The organism is Thiobacillus denitrificans (assembly GCF_001530125.1).
Lineage (GTDB): Bacteria > Pseudomonadota > Gammaproteobacteria > Burkholderiales > Thiobacillaceae > Thiobacillus > Thiobacillus denitrificans_C.
In genome coordinates, this window is the sequence record NZ_LDUG01000036.1 from 74,125 (window position 1) to 91,224 (window position 17,100).

At 63.5% G+C, this 17,100-nt stretch carries 18 protein-coding genes and 1 tRNA gene; 9 read left to right on the forward strand and 10 right to left on the reverse strand.

The annotated features are described in order from the left end of the window. Positions 1 to 18: 18 nt before the first annotated feature. From ABW22_RS12705 to ABW22_RS12715, 3 genes are all read right to left on the reverse strand, one after another. The gene (locus tag ABW22_RS12705; RefSeq protein ID WP_059757258.1) at positions 19 to 621 is read right to left on the reverse strand and encodes a DUF924 family protein; all 603 of its coding nucleotides are present in this window, start codon (positions 619 to 621) and stop codon (positions 19 to 21) included. Positions 622 to 641: 20 nt separating this feature from the next. Next, complete coding sequence (locus tag ABW22_RS12710; protein ID WP_059757699.1) at positions 642 to 893, reverse strand: CDGSH iron-sulfur domain-containing protein; 252 nt, start codon at positions 891 to 893, stop codon at positions 642 to 644. Between the two features lie 70 nt (positions 894 to 963). Next, positions 964 to 1,581 (reverse strand): TetR/AcrR family transcriptional regulator, encoded by a 618-nt coding sequence (locus ABW22_RS12715; protein WP_059757261.1) that lies wholly within the window; start codon positions 1,579 to 1,581, stop codon positions 964 to 966. Positions 1,582 to 1,773: 192 nt separating this feature from the next. Between ABW22_RS12715 and ABW22_RS12720 the strand changes: the two genes are divergently transcribed. From ABW22_RS12720 to ABW22_RS12735, 4 genes are all read left to right on the forward strand, one after another. Further along, positions 1,774 to 2,985 carry an efflux RND transporter periplasmic adaptor subunit gene (locus ABW22_RS12720; protein ID WP_059757263.1) on the forward strand — a complete coding sequence of 404 codons (1,212 nt, stop codon included), beginning with the start codon at positions 1,774 to 1,776 and terminating at the stop codon, positions 2,983 to 2,985. 2 nt (positions 2,986 to 2,987) lie between these two features. Beyond that, on the forward strand, positions 2,988 to 6,152 hold the full coding sequence (locus ABW22_RS12725; protein ID WP_059757266.1) for an efflux RND transporter permease subunit: 3,165 nt from the start codon (positions 2,988 to 2,990) through the stop codon (positions 6,150 to 6,152). Continuing rightward, positions 6,152 to 7,558: an AdeC/AdeK/OprM family multidrug efflux complex outer membrane factor gene (adeC, locus tag ABW22_RS12730; protein WP_059757268.1), complete on the forward strand. Its 1,407-nt coding sequence runs from the start codon at positions 6,152 to 6,154 to the stop codon at positions 7,556 to 7,558. The genes ABW22_RS12725 and adeC overlap by 1 nt, the downstream gene beginning before the upstream one ends. 66 nt (positions 7,559 to 7,624) lie before the next feature. After that, the gene (locus ABW22_RS12735) at positions 7,625 to 8,434 is read left to right on the forward strand and encodes a DODA-type extradiol aromatic ring-opening family dioxygenase (RefSeq protein WP_059757270.1); all 810 of its coding nucleotides are present in this window, start codon (positions 7,625 to 7,627) and stop codon (positions 8,432 to 8,434) included. Between the two features lie 265 nt (positions 8,435 to 8,699). On the opposite strand, the gene ABW22_RS12740 is transcribed toward ABW22_RS12735, so the two are convergent. Further along, on the reverse strand, positions 8,700 to 8,987 hold the full coding sequence (locus tag ABW22_RS12740; RefSeq protein ID WP_059757275.1) for an HU family DNA-binding protein: 288 nt from the start codon (positions 8,985 to 8,987) through the stop codon (positions 8,700 to 8,702). Positions 8,988 to 9,582: 595 nt separating this feature from the next. Here ABW22_RS12740 and ABW22_RS12745 point away from each other — a divergent pair. Together ABW22_RS12745 and ABW22_RS17385 are read left to right on the forward strand one after the other, a co-directional pair. After that, on the forward strand, positions 9,583 to 9,975 hold the full coding sequence (locus ABW22_RS12745; RefSeq protein WP_059757278.1) for an HIT family protein: 393 nt from the start codon (positions 9,583 to 9,585) through the stop codon (positions 9,973 to 9,975). Between the two features lie 57 nt (positions 9,976 to 10,032). Continuing rightward, complete coding sequence (locus ABW22_RS17385) at positions 10,033 to 10,206, forward strand: hypothetical protein (protein ID WP_157648636.1); 174 nt, start codon at positions 10,033 to 10,035, stop codon at positions 10,204 to 10,206. Positions 10,207 to 10,314: 108 nt separating this feature from the next. Here the strand turns inward: ABW22_RS17385 and ABW22_RS12750 are convergent. Both ABW22_RS12750 and ispB read right to left on the reverse strand, forming a co-directional pair. Beyond that, positions 10,315 to 10,391, reverse strand: a tRNA-Pro gene (locus ABW22_RS12750). Positions 10,392 to 10,468: 77 nt separating this feature from the next. Beyond that, on the reverse strand, positions 10,469 to 11,437 hold the full coding sequence (ispB, locus tag ABW22_RS12755; protein ID WP_059757280.1) for an octaprenyl diphosphate synthase: 969 nt from the start codon (positions 11,435 to 11,437) through the stop codon (positions 10,469 to 10,471). 173 nt (positions 11,438 to 11,610) lie between these two features. On the opposite strand from ispB, the gene rplU reads away from it, so the two are divergent. The 3 genes from rplU to cgtA all read left to right on the forward strand — a co-directional run bounded on the left by rplU (position 11,611) and on the right by cgtA (position 13,390). After that, positions 11,611 to 11,922 (forward strand): 50S ribosomal protein L21, encoded by a 312-nt coding sequence (gene rplU / locus ABW22_RS12760; protein ID WP_059757702.1) that lies wholly within the window; start codon positions 11,611 to 11,613, stop codon positions 11,920 to 11,922. 12 nt (positions 11,923 to 11,934) lie between these two features. Next, a complete protein-coding gene (gene rpmA / locus ABW22_RS12765) occupies positions 11,935 to 12,198 on the forward strand; it encodes a 50S ribosomal protein L27 (protein WP_059757283.1) in 264 nt (87 codons plus the stop codon). 112 nt (positions 12,199 to 12,310) lie between these two features. Next, on the forward strand, positions 12,311 to 13,390 hold the full coding sequence (gene cgtA / locus ABW22_RS12770) for an Obg family GTPase CgtA (RefSeq protein WP_059757286.1): 1,080 nt from the start codon (positions 12,311 to 12,313) through the stop codon (positions 13,388 to 13,390). On the opposite strand, the gene ABW22_RS12775 is transcribed toward cgtA, so the two are convergent. Genes ABW22_RS12775 through ABW22_RS12790 form a run of 4 tightly spaced genes read right to left on the reverse strand, consistent with a single transcriptional unit; the run spans position 13,387 to position 17,097 of the window. After that, entirely contained in the window at positions 13,387 to 13,662 is a 276-nt protein-coding gene (locus tag ABW22_RS12775; RefSeq protein ID WP_059757289.1) for a hypothetical protein, read from the reverse strand. The genes cgtA and ABW22_RS12775 overlap by 4 nt on opposite strands. Further along, positions 13,659 to 15,779: a nitric oxide reductase activation protein NorD gene (locus ABW22_RS12780; RefSeq protein ID WP_059757293.1), complete on the reverse strand. Its 2,121-nt coding sequence runs from the start codon at positions 15,777 to 15,779 to the stop codon at positions 13,659 to 13,661. The genes ABW22_RS12775 and ABW22_RS12780 overlap by 4 nt, the downstream gene beginning before the upstream one ends. A 20-nt stretch (positions 15,780 to 15,799) precedes the next feature. Further along, a complete protein-coding gene (locus ABW22_RS12785; RefSeq protein WP_059757296.1) occupies positions 15,800 to 16,612 on the reverse strand; it encodes a CbbQ/NirQ/NorQ/GpvN family protein in 813 nt (270 codons plus the stop codon). A 14-nt stretch (positions 16,613 to 16,626) separates the two neighbouring features. Next, positions 16,627 to 17,097, reverse strand: coding sequence for a DUF4124 domain-containing protein (locus tag ABW22_RS12790; RefSeq protein WP_059757299.1), 471 nt, complete (start codon positions 17,095 to 17,097; stop codon positions 16,627 to 16,629). Positions 17,098 to 17,100 lie beyond the last annotated feature (3 nt).

Consider the following 17,100-nt stretch of genomic DNA (forward strand, 5'->3'; position numbering starts at 1 on the left):
AAGCCGCCATTTTACCGGCTAGAAGCGCGAGCCGGGCTGTTTCAGGAATTCAAGTTCGTCAGGTGTGGAGGGCCGCTCCAGAATCGCATTGCGATGCGGAAAGTGGCCGAAGCGCGCCACCACGTCGCGATGCTTGCGCGCGTAATCCAGGAAGCCGTCGAACAGCGCGCGTTCGTCGGCCGCAGCTTCGTGCGCAAGTTGCTCATACAACGACACGGACCGCGCCTGCATGGCGAGCGATTCGGCATGCTCCAGCGGCAGATAGAGAAACACCCGCTCGATCGCTGCCAGTTGCCGGTCTTCGCTCGCCGCCAGCGCGGCCAGGCTCAGGGCCAGCGCCTGCGGGTCGGTGGCGAAGGCCTGCGGCCGGTCGCGATGGATGTGGTGCGGAAACTGGTCGAGCACGATTACCAGCGCCAGCCGTCCGCGCGGCGTGTGTGCCCAGTGATCGAGCTGGCCTGTAGTCGCAGCGACCAGCGTGGCGGCAAAACGCTCGGTCACCGCCTGGTCGTTCGCGGTCGATTTGCCGAACCACAGCGTGCGCTGCCGTCCGGCAATTTCCGCGGCGTTGCCGGTCGGCCCGAACCAGAAGTCGAGCACGCTTTCGGGTTCGGCCGTCATGATGGATCCGGTTGAACGACTCAGAAAATATCGTCGGGCAGGTTGTTATGCGAACCGTCGCAGAACGGCTTGTCCTGGGTGTGCTTGCAGTTGCACAGCCATACCGTGGTTTTTTCTTCGATGACGATCGACATCGGCTCCATGTCGGTGCCTTCGTGCGAGCCGTCGCAGAACGGTTGCGTCATCGAGCGACCACAGGTACACCACCAGTATTCACCGGCTTCGAGCTCGAGTTCGGCGGGATTGCGGTCGTACACAACGGGTTCAGACATGCGGGACTCCTGCACAAAAGACGCCATTCTAGCCGCATCGGCTGCTTTGAAAGCCGTACGGTTTGTGTGGTTAGGGGGTCTGCGAAAGCAGATCGTGGATCATGCGCCGGAACACCTGCACCACGGCAGCCTGATTGAGATCCGGGTTGCGGATGGTGCGGATACGCAGGCCCTCGAACATGGCGATAAGGGCTTCCACCATGCCGGCGATCGTGGCTTCGCTGTCCTGGTGGCCGGCGGCCTGGCGCTGGATGCGAATGGTATCGGCGAGGCTGTCGCGGCATGCCTGGTCGGCGGCGCGAACGATTTCTGCGATATGGGGGTTGCGTGCCGCTTCGGCGACGATCTCCAGCTGGAGGCCGGCACTGCTCGGGTCGAGGTTATGTTCAACGCCCTCGATGGCGCGCTCGACCATCGCGTCCTTGACGTCGCTCGCCGAGCGCAATTCGGTGGTCAGTGTCAGCGAGCGTTCCAGATCCTGGGCGACGATATCGGCAATGATCGCTTCCTTGTTCTCGAAGTAGTGATAGATGTGGCCGGTGCTCATGCCGGCCGCTTTCGATATCTGCGCGATGCTGGTGCCGTGGAATCCGCGCTGGCGAAAGCAGTCCGCCGCGGCAGCGCGGATCTGGACACGCCGCGTTTCGGCGCGCGAGGCTTCGGACGGGTGGTCGAGGGTGACTGACATGTTTTCCTCCGGTCAGGGTCCGCAAGAGTTTACGGGCTACGCAAATCTTGCGCTTAAACTAATTCTAATATAGATTGAACGTTCATTCTATAATGTTTGTTCGTATTTTGGGTCGCCTGGTCCGGGATGGGCTGGGGGATCAAGCTCAATTTCACCAGCTTAATTTCACCACGCAATTTCAAGAGGCCACCCATGCAGATCCACCGCAAGCTGATGTTCAAACCCTTAGGCTTCGCGCTGGCGAGCGTCTTTCTGCTTGCCGCATGTGGCGGCAACGAGCAACAGAACGCGGCAGGCGCAGCGGGTCAGACCGCGCCTGTTGTCACGGTGCTGACGGTGCAGGTCGAGTCGGTGCCGGTTGCGAGCGAGCTGCCCGGGCGCACCACCCCCTATCTGATCGCCGAACTGCGGCCGCAGGTGACCGGCATCGTCAAGCAGCGCCTGTTCAAGGAGGGCAGCGAGGTCAAGGCCGGCCAGGTGCTGTACCAGATCGATCCGGCCACGTATCAGGCGGCCACCGACAGTGCCCGCGCCAGCCTCGCACGCGCCGAGGCGAATCTTGACGCGGCGCGACTGAAGGCTGAGCGTTATGCCGAGCTGGTGAAGATCGAGGCGGTGAGCAAGCAGGCCAACGAAGAATCCGTCGCCGCGATGAAACAGGCGCAAGCCGACGTCGGTTCAGCGAAGGCCGCGCTCGACCGGGCGCGCATCGATCTCGGTTACACCCGTGTCGCTTCGCCGATTGCGGGGCGCATCGGCCGCTCGACGGTGACGCCGGGGGCGCTGGTCACCGCGAACCAGGTTGCAGCACTCGCCACCGTGCAGCAGCTCGACCCGATCTATGTCGACCTGACGCAATCCAGCACCGAGCTGTTGCACATGAAGCGCGACCTCGAATCCGGCAAGCTGCAGCGTGCCGGTGGCGGCGCCGTGCCGGTGCAACTGGTGCTGGAAGACGGCAGCGTCTACGGTGTCGCGGGCAAGCTGGCATTCTCGGAAGTGACGGTCGACCAGGACACCGGCAGCGTCACCTTGCGCGCGGTGTTCCCCAACCCGAAAGGCGAGTTGTTGCCCGGCATGTATGTGCGTGCGCGGCTGGCGCAGGGCGTGCAGGACAATGCCATCCTGGTGCCGCACGCGGCAGTGAGCCGCGACCCGAAGGGCAATGCGACCGTCATGCTGGTCAATGCAGAAAGCAAGGTCGAGCCACGCATCGTCAAGGCGCCCCAGTCGCTCGGCGACCAGTGGGTGGTGACCGAAGGTCTGGCCGCCGGGGATCGCGTCATCGTGGAAGGGCTGCAGAAGGTGAAACCGGGCGTGCAGGTTGAGGCGCAGGATGCTGCTGCCGCGCAGGCCCCGCCAGCCGCCCCAGGCGTAGCTCCCGCCGCGAAGCGGGGAAGCTGATCATGGCCAGCTTCTTCATCGACCGACCCATTTTCGCCTGGGTCATTGCCATCGTCATCATGTTGGCCGGTGCGCTGTCCATCCAGCAGTTGCCGGTGTCGCAATATCCCTCCATCGCACCCCCTGCAGTCGTCATCAACGCCAGCTATCCCGGCGCATCGGCGAAGGCGGTGGAAGACTCGGTGACGCAGATCATCGAGCAGAAAATGACCGGTCTCGACGGTCTGCTCTACATGGATTCGTCGAGCGATGCCTACGGCCGTGCCTCGGTGAAGCTGACCTTTGATGCTGGCACCAACCCCGATATCGCCCAAGTGCAGGTGCAAAACAAGCTGCAGATGGCGCTGCCACTGCTGCCGCAGGCGGTGCAGCAGCAGGGCGTGCAGGTGGTGAAATCGGCGCGCAACTTCCTCATGGTGATTGGCTTCGTCTCCGAGGACGGCAGCCAGTCCGCCAACGATCTGTCGGATTTTCTCGTTTCCAGCGTGCAGGATCCGCTGTCGCGCGTCACCGGTATCGGCGAAGTGCAGGTGTTCGGCGCGCAATACGCGATGCGGGTGTGGCTTGACCCGGCCAAGCTGACCAACTTCAAGCTCACCCCCGCCGACATCCAGGCCGCGATCCAGGCGCAGAACACGCAGGTGTCGGCCGGCCAGCTCGGCGGCACGCCGGCAGTGCCCGGGCAGGGCTTCAGCGCGACGATCACCGCGCAGAGCCGCCTGCAGAGCGTGGAGGAATTCGAGGCCATCCTGCTGCGCACCTCGGCGCAGGGCGGTGAAGTGCGCCTCAAGGACGTCGCCCGCGTCGAGATCGGCGCCGAGAACTACGGCACCGTTGCGCGCTTCAACGGCCACCCCGCCGGCGGCGTCGGCGTCAAGCTCGCCGCCGACGCCAACGCGCTGGAAACCGCCGATGCGGTGCGCGCCAAGCTCGACGAGATGCAGCGTTACTTCCCCGCCGGGGTGAAGATGGTGGTGCCTTACGACACCACGCCGTTCGTCAGGATTTCGATCAAGTCGGTGGTGATAACGCTGATCGAAGCCGTCGTGCTGGTGTTCCTGGTGATGTTCCTGTTCCTGCAGAACCTGCGCGCCACGCTCATTCCCACCATCGCGATTCCCGTGGTGCTGCTCGGCACCTTTGGCGTGATGGCGGCGTTCGGATTCTCGATCAACACCCTGACAATGTTTGGCATCGTACTGGCGATCGGGCTGCTGGTGGACGACGCTATCGTTGTGGTGGAAAACGTCGAGCGCGTGATGAGCGAGGAAGGCCTGTCGCCGAAGGAGGCGACCAAAAAATCGATGCGCCAGATCACCGGCGCGCTGGTCGGCATCGGTCTGGTGCTGTCGGCGGTGTTCGTGCCGATGGCCTTCTTCGGCGGCTCTACCGGCGTGATCTATCGCCAGTTTTCGATCACCATTGTCGCGGCGATGGCGCTGTCGGTGCTGGTGGCGCTCGTGTTCACGCCGGCCTTGTGCGCCACCCTGCTGAAGCCGGTGGAAAAGGGCCACGGCCACGGCGAGCGCGGTCTGCTGGGCGGCTTCTTCGGCTGGTTCAACCGCATGTTCGCGCGCAACACGCAGCGCTATGAATCGGCGGTGGGCGGCATCCTCAAGCGTAGCCTGAGATTTCTCGCCATCTTTCTGGCGATCGTCGCGGTGCTCGGCCTGCTGTTTGTGCGTATGCCCACTTCCTTCCTACCGGAAGAAGACCAGGGCGTGATGCTCAATCAAGTCATGTTGCCCGCCGGCGCTACCCAGGAACGCACAGTGGAAGTGCTGAAGAAGGTCGAACGCCATTATCTCGAGAACGAGAAGGACACCGTGCGCGCGGTGTTCACCGTGGCCGGATTCAGCTTTGGCGGCAGAGGCCAGAATATGGGCATCGCCTTCGTCAATCTGAAGCACTGGGACGAACGCAAAGCGCCCGGTAAGGATGTGAGATCGGTGGCCGCGCGTGCGACGGACGCGTTCGCGCAGATCCGCGAAGCCATGGTGTTCGTCTTTGTGCCGCCGGCGGTGGTCGAGCTCGGCCTCTCGAGCGGTTTTGACGTGCAGCTGCAGGATCGCGCCGGTCTCGGCCACGACGCCCTGAGTGCGGCGCGCAACCAGTTCCTCGGCATGGCGGCGCAGGACAAGCGCCTGGTGAGCGTGCGTCCCAACGGCCAGGAAGACAGCTCGGAGTACCAGCTCGACATCGACCACGCCAAGGCCGGCGCCTTCGGCGTGACCGTGGCGGACATCAACGACACCCTGTCCACCGCCTGGGGCGGCACCTACGTGAACGACTTCCTCGATCGCGGCCGCATCAAGAAGGTGTATCTGCAGGCCGACGCCAGTGCACGCATGACGCCGGAAGATCTCGGCAAATGGTATGTGCGCAACAAGGCAGGCGAGATGGTGCCGTTCTCCGCCTTCACCCAGGCAAGCTGGCGCTACGGTTCGCCACGCCTGGAGCGCTACAACGGTCAGCCATCGGTCGAGCTGCTCGGTCAGGCCGCGCCGGGCTTGTCGTCGGGAGAGGCGATGGCGGCGGTAGAAGAGATCATGGCCAAATTGCCGCCCGGCATCGGTTACGAATGGACCGGCACCTCCTACGAGGAGCGTCGTTCAAGTGCCCAGGCGCCGGCGCTGTTCGCGCTGTCGCTGCTAGTGGTGTTTCTGTGCCTGGCCGCGCTGTATGAAAGCTGGTCGGTGCCGTTCGCGGTGATGTTGGTGGTCCCGCTCGGCGTGTTCGGCGCGCTGCTCGCCGCCACTGGGCGCGGACTGTCGAACGACATTTACTTTCAGGTCAGCCTGCTCGCCACCATCGGCCTGTCGTCGAAGAACGCGATTCTGATCGTGGAATTCGCCAAGGCGCAGATGGAACAGGAGGGCAAGGATCTGGTCACCGCCACGATGGATGCAGTGCGCATGCGTCTGCGCCCGATCCTGATGACCTCGCTGGCCTTCGGCCTCGGCGTGCTGCCGCTGGCGCTTGCCACCGGCGCCGGATCGGGTAGCCAGAACGCGATTGGCACCGGCGTGCTCGGCGGCACCATCGCCGCGACGCTGCTTGGCATCTTCTTCGTGCCGCTGTTCTACGTGGTGATCAAGCGCATTTTCAAGGACAAGCCGCGGGCGGATGACTCTTCCCCGGCCCCGACCCCGCAGGAGGTCAACTGATGAGCAAGCTCCGTACCCTGACCATCGTGCTCGCCGCCACCCTGACGAGCGCCTGCACACTGATCCCGGACTACCAGCGCCCCGTGGCGCCGGTGCCGGCGACCTTTCCGAACGCGACGCCGGCCGAAGCCCCGGCGCTGGTGTCGTTGGCCGACGCCATCGCCTGGCGCGGCTACTTCGCCGATGAGCGTCTGCGCGAGGTGATCGCGCTGGCGCTGACCAATAACCGCGACCTGCGTGTCGCCGCGCTCAACATCGAGAAAGCGCGCGCGCAGTATGGCATCCAGCGCGCTGACCTGTTCCCCGCCATCGGCGCGACCGGAAGCCAGACCGCACAGCGCCTGCCGGGCGATCTCACCCGCAGCGGCGAGGCGGAAACTACCCGCCAGTACAGCGCCACCGTCGGCTTTTCTGCTTTCGAGCTGGATTTCTTCGGTCGCATCCGCAGCCTCAACGCTCAGGCGCTGGAGCAATACCTCGGCACCGAGGAAGCGCGCCGCAGCGCGCAGATCAGCCTGGTGGCCGAAGTCGCCAATGCCTGGCTGACGCTTGCCGCCGACCGCGAACGCCTCGCGCTGGCACGCAGCACCTATGAAACACGGCAAAAGTCCCACGACCTGACCCGCCGCAGTTTCGAAGTCGGCGCGGTGTCGGCGCTCGACCTGCACCAGGCACGGACGCTGATGGAAAGCGCACGCGCCGACGCTGCCCGCTACCGCAGCTTCGTCGCGCAGGACGAGAACGCGCTCGCGTTCGTCGTCGGCGCGCCCGCGCCGGCCGAACTGCTGCCCGCCAGACTCACCGACACGGTGAGCGCGGTGGCCGAACTGCCGGCCGGCGTGCCCTCCGAAGTGCTGACGCGCCGCCCCGACGTCCTGCAGGCCGAGCGTTCGCTGCGTGCAGCCAATGCCAGCATCGGCGCGGCGCGCGCGGCCTTCTTCCCGAGCATCACGCTGACCGCCGCCGCAGGCACCGCGAGCAGCACGCTGGACGGCCTGTTCGGCGGGGGTTCCGGCACCTGGAGCTTCGTACCGCAGATCCGTATCCCGATCTTCGAGGCCGGCCGGCTGAAGGCGAACCTGAACGTGGCCAGGGTGCAGCGCGACATCAACGTCGCCCAGTACGAGAAGGCGATCCAGAGTGCGTTCCGTGAGGTGGCCGATGCGCTCGCCGAACGTGCCACCCTCGTCGAACAGCTCGATGCCCGGCGCAAGCTGGTCGACGCCACCGCGGCAAGCTTCCTCCTGTCGGAAGCGCGCTACAAAGGCGGCGTGGACAGCTACTTTGGCCTGCTCGACGCGCAGCGCACGCTCTACGGTGCCGAGCTGGATCTGATCGGCGTGCGCCTGTCCGAAGCTGCGAATCGCGTGGCGCTGTACAAGGTGCTTGGCGGCGGTTGGCAGTGATGGCGGGTGCCTGAGCCTTGATGGGCTGCGGCCATTGGTTTCGTTCTGTGCTGAAAGGATGTCGACATGAAACGGTTGCCTACCTACTTCCTGTCCCACGGTGGCGGCCCGTGGCCGTACCTCACGGGCGCACTCCGCGAGCACTATCGTCCGCTCGAGGCTTCGCTGAAGGCGCTTGCGCGTGAACTGGGCAGCAAGCCCCGCGCAGTCCTGATGGTGTCGGGCCACTGGGAGGCAAGTGCGTTCACCGTGATGGCGAGCCCACACCCGTCCATGGTCTACGACTACGCCGGTTTTCCGGAGCACACCTACCATGTGGAATACAGCGCCCCGGGCTCGCCCGAACTGGCTGCCCGCGTGAAACATCTGCTCGAAGCGGCAGGCATCGAGGCCCGCCTCGACGCGAACCGCGGCTTCGACCACGGCTGCATCGCCCCGATGGCCGTGATGTACCCAGAAGCCGACGTCCCGGTCATCCAACTGTCGTTGCAGATTGGCTACGACCCGCAAACGCACTTCGCGCTGGGCCGGGCGCTTGCGCCTGTGCGCGACGAAGGCGTGTTGATCATCGGAAGCGGCCTGAGCTATCACAACCTGCGGGAGTTCGGCGCTCAGGCCAAGGTGGCATCGGAGGCGTTCGATGCCTGGTTGCAGCAGACGCTCGTGCACTCACCTCCTGACGCGCGTACACAGCGCCTGCTGCAGTGGGCGCAGGCGCCATCGGCCCGGCGGGCCCATCCGCAAGCAGACCACCTGATCCCGCTGATGGTCGCTGTCGGCGCAGCCGAGGACGAGGCTGCCGCCTGCATTTACCACGAGCAGGATTTCTTCGGCGGGGTGACGGCATCGAGCTTTCGCTTCGGGCAGATGAGATAAGTCTGTAGCGGATTTCAGATCAGCTTGAGCTGCACCCGCACATACATACGCGCATACGAGGCGGCAAATGGGTCGGGGTTGCCGGACTGGCAGCCTGGGGATGATCAAGTGGCTAGGCGATGACCGAAGCGGCTCGGCGACGAAAATCGCGTGCCTTGGATTGCTTGCAGGTGTGTAGGTTTGAGTGAGGACTTGCGGGGGCGCTGCCGTGTGCAGCAGCGTCCGGTCCGGTCGTTCCGCCGTGGCGGGACGACCGGTTACAGACTTACTTCTTCTTGGTGCCGTTTACCAAGCCCTTCAGCGTTGCGCCCGCCTTGAATGCGGGAACCTTGGACGCCTTGATCTTCAGCTCTTCGCCGGTCTTGGGGTTGCGGCCGGTACGGGCAGCGCGCTTGCGCACCTCGAACGTGCCGAAGCCAACCAGCGTGAGCGAGTCGCCCTTTTTCAGCGTGTTAGAGATGATGTCCAGCAGGCCGGCGATGTTGCGCTCGGCATCCGCTTTGGTGGATTGGGTGTGGGTGGCCAGTGCGTCAACAAGTTCTTTTCTGTTCATGTTTTTAAAGCTCCGTTGGTGTTTGAGTGGGAAACCCCGGTGCAGATTATTGTGGAATACCGCCCCTGCTGGCAATGCCCCAATTTCCGTGCCTGGCGGGCCGGTACCCGATTTGCTCGATGCCAGGAATCGATACATTACCCGAATCCTGCACCGCGTAGACAATGGGAGATTCGTATCCCCCCATGGCGAGCAACGCGAGGTAATCCGGAATGCCAGCGGAATCAAATAGTTATCGTTTGCCATGAAGGCGTCGCCGCCCCCTGATCTGAAGGCCATGGGGTACCGCATGCCGCGTCCCTGCGGGCTTGATCCCTCATTGGGGCATCAAGCCCTGGCCCCTTGCCGGGGCGGATGCAGGCAGTCCCTCGACCTCATTTCCCGCCGACGTACGTCGGCGGTGTCTGCATCGACCCCGAAAATCTGCGTTGAACATGCCGCTGCGCAAGCTATGCCTGATGGGCGGCCCAATGTCTGCATGCGTTAAACTCGGCTCAAAAATGGGCGGTGCAACGCATTCACTTTGGGCGGCATGCACGCCAGGATTGCAGGACCGTAACCGATTTTCTGTAAACAACACGAGCACAGCCAAGGCATGACCGTATCCACCGACAAACCCTGTCCATTTTGCCACCTAGACCCCATCCGCATCATGGCCGAGGACGAACTCACCGTCGCCTACCGCGACGGCTTTCCCGTCTCGCTCGGCCACACCGTCATCATCCCGCGCCGCCACTTCGCCACCCTGTTCGACGCCACCGAAGCCGAGCAGGCCGCGCTGTTGAAGGCGCTGACGCACGCCAAGGACATCCTCGACAAATACCACCAACCGGACGGCTACAACATTGGCATCAACCACGGCCAGGCCGGCGGGCAGAGCGTGCCGCACCTGCACATCCATTTGATCCCCCGCTACCGGGGCGACAAGGAAGACCCGCGCGGCGGGGTGCGCTGGGTGCTGCCGGACAAGGCGAAGTACTGGGCGTGAGCACCATTGATGTGGCAAAACGTGGCCTGTAGAGATTATTGATATCGAGAACTATTGATGGAATTCGATGATGGCCTCTATGACCAAGTTCTTTCTGAAGCTCAGTGGTGCGCACTGTCAAAAACGACTGAAGAGAATGGCCGCACGCTAGAGCCTCTTTCACCAGAAGATATTCCCGAACGATTGGCTGATGTATTAGCGCGCCAATCAGGGCTTGAGCATGCAGCATGATCGGATTTGGGTAACGGCATTTTGGGGAGGGTGGCGTGTCGCATCGGACGGATGCCCGATCCCCGGGGGTGTTGGACCCCAGCGTTTCGACTGGATATGACAGAAAAGTGGTCGGGGCGAGAGGATTCGAACCTCCGACTCCTGCGTCCCGAACGCAGTACTCTACCAGGCTGAGCTACGCCCCGAGGCAGATGGCGGGTTCAGGTGTGCTGAACCCATTTTGAAGAACTACCGGGAAATCAAAAAAACAAAAACTGCGCGGTCAAAAACTTCGGTCAACCGCGAAAGCCGCCAATTGTAACAAAGCTGCCTTGGAATTTGAATCCGCCAGGCAAGAAATTGCTGAATTGGCGGTCTGAATTTCGCGCTGTGCGGCTTCGCGGGTGTACTGCAGGGCGTTGGTGTCCTTGATGGCAGCGAGCACGCTCTGGAATTCGGTGAGGCCGCCGTGTTCGATGGCCTGGCGGATGCTGGTGGCCTGATCCGGGGTGCCGTGCTTCATCGCGTACAGCAGAGGCAGGGTGGGTTTGCCTTCGGCCAGGTCGTCGCCGATGTTCTTGCCGGTCTTGAGAAAGTCGCCGGAGTAGTCCAGCACATCGTCGATCAGCTGGAAGGCGGTGCCGAGGTGCATGCCGTAGCGTCCCAGCGCGTCTTTCTCTTCCTCGGTGCCATTTCCGATGACGGCGCCCAGCCGGCCTGCGGCTTCGAACAGCTTGGCGGTCTTGTAGCGGATGACGCGCAGGTAGTTCTCTTCGTTGATGTCGGGGTCGTGGCAGTTGAGCAGCTGCAGCACTTCGCCTTCGGCGATGGTGTTGGTGGCGTCGGACAGGATGCGCATGACTTCCATGTTGTCGACGCTGACCATCATCTGGAACGCGCGTGAATAAAGGAAGTCGCCGACCAGCACGCTGGCGGCATTGCCGAACAGCGCGTTGGCGGTTTCGCGGCCGCGCCGCAGTTCCGATTCGTCGACCACGTCGTCGTGCAGCAGGGTGGCGGTGTGGATGAATTCGACCACCGCGGCGAGCTCGTGGTGCGCGCGTCCCGAATAGTTGAAGCAGCCGGCTGACAACAGGACCAGCGCCGGTCGCAGCCGCTTGCCGCCGCTGTTGATGATGTATTCGGACACCTGGCGGATGAGCACCACGTCGGAATACAGGCTTTGGCGGATGACATGATCGACGGCGAGCATGTCGTCCGCCAGAAAGGATTGCAGGCTCTCCAGAGACACGATATGGACTTATTATTAGGAAACCTTGCAATGGTAGCAGTCCGCCGGGCTTTTTCATCGCAATGCATGTGCGCCATGCGTGTATTCAAATAGCCCGTCAAATGGTTTGACTTGTTGCGGCATCACCGTTAAAATCTCGCGCTTTCCTGGGTTCGAATTGGTTGGAGACCCCCATGTACGCAGTCATCAAAACCGGCGGCAAGCAATATCGCGTGAGCGCCGGTGACAAACTTAAAATTGAAAAGCTCGAAGCCGACATCGGTAGCGAGATCACCTTTGATCAGGTGCTGATGGTCGGCGACGGTGCCGACATCAAGATGGGCGCGCCCATGCTGCGCGGCGCCACGGTTACAGCCATTGTGCTGAACCAGGCTCGCGGAGACAAGATCAACATCTTCAAGATGCGCCGTCGCAAGCACTATCGCAAGAGCCAGGGCCATCGTCAGCACTTCACTGAAGTGCAAATCGGCGGCATCACCGCATAAGGAGCTCAAAACATGGCACACAAGAAAGCAGGCGGTAGTTCGCGTAACGGCCGCGATTCAGAGTCGAAACGTCTGGGCGTGAAGCGCTACGGCGGCGAGCTGGTTCTGGCAGGCAACATTATCGTGCGTCAGCGCGGCACCCAGTTTCACCCGGGCGACAACGTCGGCATCGGCAAGGACCACACCCTGTTCGCCAAGGCGCACGGCACGGTCAAGTTTGAAGTCAAGGGCGCTTCCCGCCGCCGCACGGTGCGCATCGAACCGGTCGCAGTGTGATTGACTCGACGGTCTGAGTTGATTTGAACTGAATCCGATTCGTTCGCCAAAAAGCCCTGTCCGCCGGATGGGGCTTTTTTGTTTGTGCAGAATTAATTAGGCTATTTCCAATATGAAATTCATCGACGAAGCCAAAATACAGGTCATCGCTGGCAACGGCGGCGATGGCAGCGCTTCGTTCCGCCGCGAGAAAAACATTCCATTTGGTGGCCCCGATGGCGGCGACGGCGGTCGCGGCGGCAGCGTGATCGCGGTGGCCGACCGCAACATCAATACCCTGGTCGAGTTTCGCTTCAAGCGCATCTTCAAGGCACAAAAGGGTGAAAGCGGGCGCGGCGCGCAGTGCTACGGCAAGGGCGGCGAGGACCTCATCGTCCGCGTGCCGGTGGGCACGGTGTTCACCGACATCAACAGCGGCGAAGTGGTGGCCGATCTGGCCGCGGATGGACAGTCGGTTTGCCTGGCCCGTGGCGGCAAGGGCGGGCTGGGCAACCTGCATTTCAAGTCGAGCACCAACCGCGCACCGCGCCAGCACACGCTGGGCGAACCGGGCGAGGAATGGGAACTGGAGATGGAACTGAAGGTGCTGGCCGACGTCGGCCTGCTGGGCATGCCCAACGCGGGCAAGTCGACCTTCATCCGTGCCGTGTCGGCGGCGCGCCCCAAAGTGGCCGACTATCCGTTCACCACGCTGGCGCCCAACCTGGGCGTGGTGCGGGTGGACAGCGAGCGCAGTTTTGTCATCGCCGACATTCCGGGACTGATCGAGGGCGCGGCTGAAGGCGCCGGCCTCGGCCACCAGTTCCTGCGCCATTTGCAGCGTACGCGGGTGCTGCTGCATCTGGTCGACATTTCACCGCGCTGGGAAGGCGGCGATCCGGTGCACGAGGCGCGCGCCATCGTCGAGGAACTGCGCAAGTACGACCAGAGGCTCTATGACAAGACGCGCTGGCTGGTGCTGAACAAGATCGACATGGTGGACGAAGCTGAACGCAAGGCCGTGGTGGCCCAGTTCGTGGCGGACTACGCGTGGACCGGGCCGGTGTTCGCGATTTCAGCGCTCGATGGCACCGGCTGCAGTGCGCTCACCTATGCGGTGATGGATTACCTGGGCACGCAGGCAGCCGTGATCCTGGAGGAAGATAAACCTGCGGCGGGTTTGCCTGCCACCGAGCCCCCTGCTGCCGATTAAGCTGCCTGTGATTCGGCCGGCGCTGCGTCGCCGCCGACCCGCTTCCAGTCGTTTTCCAGCAGCGCCACCTGATACTTGGCCCAGCGGGCGAATTCCGCCGGGCTGCAATGGCCTTTCTTGCGGCGGCAGGCGCCGGCGATTCCCTTGAAGTGATAAACCATCTCGCCGGTTTCGGCGTCGGCGGCGATTTCGGCCAACTGGCGCACGCCCCAGGTGCGGCCGTAGGCGCCGTTGCTGTAGAAAAATCCTATTTTGAGTTCGTCCAGGCTCATGTCGTGATGCGTCGGTAAATGTCGGTGACTTTCACCGGCAATTGTCGCACGTCATCCAGAATGATGTAACGCGCCGCGCCGTACATATGCGGCAGGTAGTCGCGCGCTTCGCGGTCGAGGGTGATGCAGAAGGGGTGAATGCCGGTGCGCGCAGCTTCCAGCAGCGCCATGCGCGTGTCCTCGACGCCATAGACGCCGCGATAGACATCGAAATAATCGTCCGGACGGCCGTCCGACAGCGTGATCAGCACGCGGGTTTTGGCTTCGACCTGGTTCAGCAGCTTGCTCATGTGGCGCAGCGCAAAGCCCATGCGGGTGTATTCCTGCGGGCGGATGCCGGAGATGCGCGCCTTCACCTCATCGTCGTAGGTTTCGTCGAAGGTTTTTATGCGGAACAGCTCGCAGCGCTTGCGCGTCGTCCCGGAAAAGCCGTAGATCGCGTAGCGGTCGCCCAGCAGTTCCAGCGCCTCGCACAGCAGGATCAGTGCCTCACGCTCGGCCTCGTTGATCCAGCCCTTGGTGGAGCCGCTCATGTCGACCAGAAACGCCACCGCGATGTTGCGCTCGGCGCGGTGCAGGCGGACGAACAGGCGGTCGCTCATTTCGCGGCCGTCCTTCGCATCGGCGAGCGCCTCGATCAGCGCATCGAGGTCGATTTCGTCGCCCTGGGTCTGGCGCTTGTCGAGACGGTTCTCGTCGCGCAGCGCCTCGAACTTCTTGCGCAGGTGCTTCACCACGCCGGCGTGTTTGGCCAGCGTGTCGCGATAGAAGCTGTCGTAGGCCGGGGTGACGGTTTTCTCCCGCATCACGCACCAGTTCTTGCGGTAGTGCTGGCGGCCGTGGTCCCACTCGGGATACAGCTCGGCGCCGATCTCGTGGTAGGTGCCCTGCCACACGGCATCGGGGTCGTCCGGCTGGTCGAGCACGCGGTTCGGGTCGTATTCGCCGTCGCCCGCCGGGACGAGGTATTCCGGGGGGATTTCGCCGAAATCGAGATACACCGAGGTGAGCAGCTGCCTGACGCCGTCGGGCGGGGCGATCGGGGCGTCGTCGAGGGTGATGTCGAAGTCGAGCTGGCCGTTTTCGTCGCGCGGCGTCACGTCCAGTTCGGGCGGTGTTTCGGCGGCCGCCTGCGGATCGGGCTGCGCGGCCGCGTGCTCTTCCAGCAGTTCGGCCAGCTTGATGCGCAGCCGCGCCTTTTCCTTGTCCAGCCGGATGGCACGGGCAGCGGCAATCGCATCCGGGCGCAGGCAGCCCTGGTCGCTCCATTGCGGACAGTCGACTTCGTTGTAGGCCGCGCCGAGCAGGGCCAGGCTGTCATCGAGCGTGGCCTGGTCGGCAGCCAGCGCCGTTTCGAAACGTTGCCAGGCTGGCGGCAGGGCCGGGTCGAGTTGCGTGCGCAGGCGCTGCATCTGGCGGTGCAGGCCGGGTAGTTCGTGCGCGATGCGCGCGGTCAGCCGCAGCGTTTCCAGGGCGTAAAGACGGGTGAGGGCGCGTTCGGGGTCGGCATAGCCGGCGGCAATCGCGGCGTGGTCGACGCGCAGGCTGCCGTAGCGGGTCTGCGCCCACAGCAGCGCGACGGTGATTTTGGCGAGTTGAAAATTGTCGTCCAGGTTCGGCAGCGCGGCGATCAGCGGCGGCAGCACGATACGCTCGCCGTCGGTCCAGGCGGCGTCGCCTTCCTCGATGCGCAGCCGCCGCCCGGAGAGGCCGCAAACGAAATTGCCCAGCACCGGCGCGATGTCCTCGAACAGCGCGCCAGCGGCATCGTGCTGATGCTGGTCCTCGTCGAACGTGTCGACTTGCTCCATCACCCTGAGCGCGTTCTGCAGGCCGGTGCGGTCGAACACGTCGCAGGTATGCACCGCCCACGCTTCGAGCAGGCGCCGTTCCATGCGCGGCAACAGTGCGGGCGCGCGGCGGCCGAACTGCCAGGCGAGCGTGATGTGGGTGGAGGCGATGCGGCGGATCCACCCGAGGATGAAGTCCTGCTCGTCGCGCGCCAGCGCGGTGAGTTCGGCGGCGAGTTCCTCGACCTTGAAAAAGGTGAATTCGGTGTCCAGCCAGACGTGGAGGCTGGCCTCCATCTCGGCTGCGGTAAGCGGCTGCTGCGCCATGTCGGATTGCCCGCTTCAGCCTAGAAGATCGACGAGGACAGTTCCTGGATGGCCTTGAGCATGTCGTCGTCGTCGGTGACGGCCTGGGCAACCGCGGCCTTGCAGGCGGAGACGGGGCTCACGCCGTCGGCGATCAGCTTGCCGGCATGCACCAGCAGCCGCGTCGAGGCGCCTTCCTCCAGTCCGCTGCCCTTGAGGTTGCGCGTCATCTGCGCAAAACGCACCAGATTGCTCGCCACAGCTTCGGACACGCCCGATTCGGTGGCGACGATGCGGCGTTCGAGTTCGGCCGACGGGTAGTCGAATTCCAGTGCGACAAAGCGCTGCCGGGTCGATTGTTTCAGGTCCTTGAGCACGCTCTGGTAGCCGGGGTTGTAGGAAATGGCGAGGCAGAATTCGGGCGGGGCTTCGACTTCGAGGCCGAGCTTTTCCATCGGCAGGGTGCGGCGGTCGTCGGCCAGCGGATGGATCACTACCATGGTGTCCTTGCGCGCTTCGACGACTTCATCCAGGTAGCAAATGCCGCCTGCGCGCACCGCGCGGGTGAGCGGGCCATCGACCCACACGGTTTCGCCGCCCTTCACTAAATAGCGACCCACCAGGTCGGAGGCGGTGAGATCGTCGTGGCATGACACGGTGATCAAAGGTCTTTTCAGACGCCACGCCATGTGTTCCATGAAGCGCGTCTTGCCGCAGCCGGTGGGGCCTTTGAGCAGCACCGGGATCTGTTGTCGCCAGGCCGCTTCAAACAACAGAATTTCGTCGCCGACGGCTTCGTAATAGGGCTCTTTTTCGATCAGATGGTGGGCAGGGTCGAGGGTGCGGGCGTTCATGGTCTGGATGGGTTTTAAAAGCAGGCGGATTGCTGTTTTTTGCGTTCGAGGTCCTGGACTTCCAGATTCCACGCGTCCATTTGTTGCTGGGTGTAGCCCTTGCGACGCGCCTGGTCCATTTTGTCGAACACGCGTCCCAGCTTGTCGGACAGCGCGTCGCACTGGCGTGCCGAGACGCGTGCGGCAGGCTTGCCGGTGGTGCGCTGGGTGTCGAGGCGCAAGGTGGCGGTCTCCTTGGGGGAAACTGCTGCTTTGGGTGCAGCAGGTTTGACAGGTTCGTCCAGGACGGTCGCTGGCCGCGTCGGATCGGGTGGCTGTGCGGGATCGATTTCCACCTTGCGGGTTTCCTGGGCATTGCGGCAGGGCAGGTTGGAATAGGTGATCTTGCCTTCTGCGTCGAGGCACTTGTTGAGCGTGGCCTGCGCCGATGTGCCGGTGGGTAGCAGTGTCGGCAACGCGAGCAGGACAAGTGCAAGAAAACGCATGGG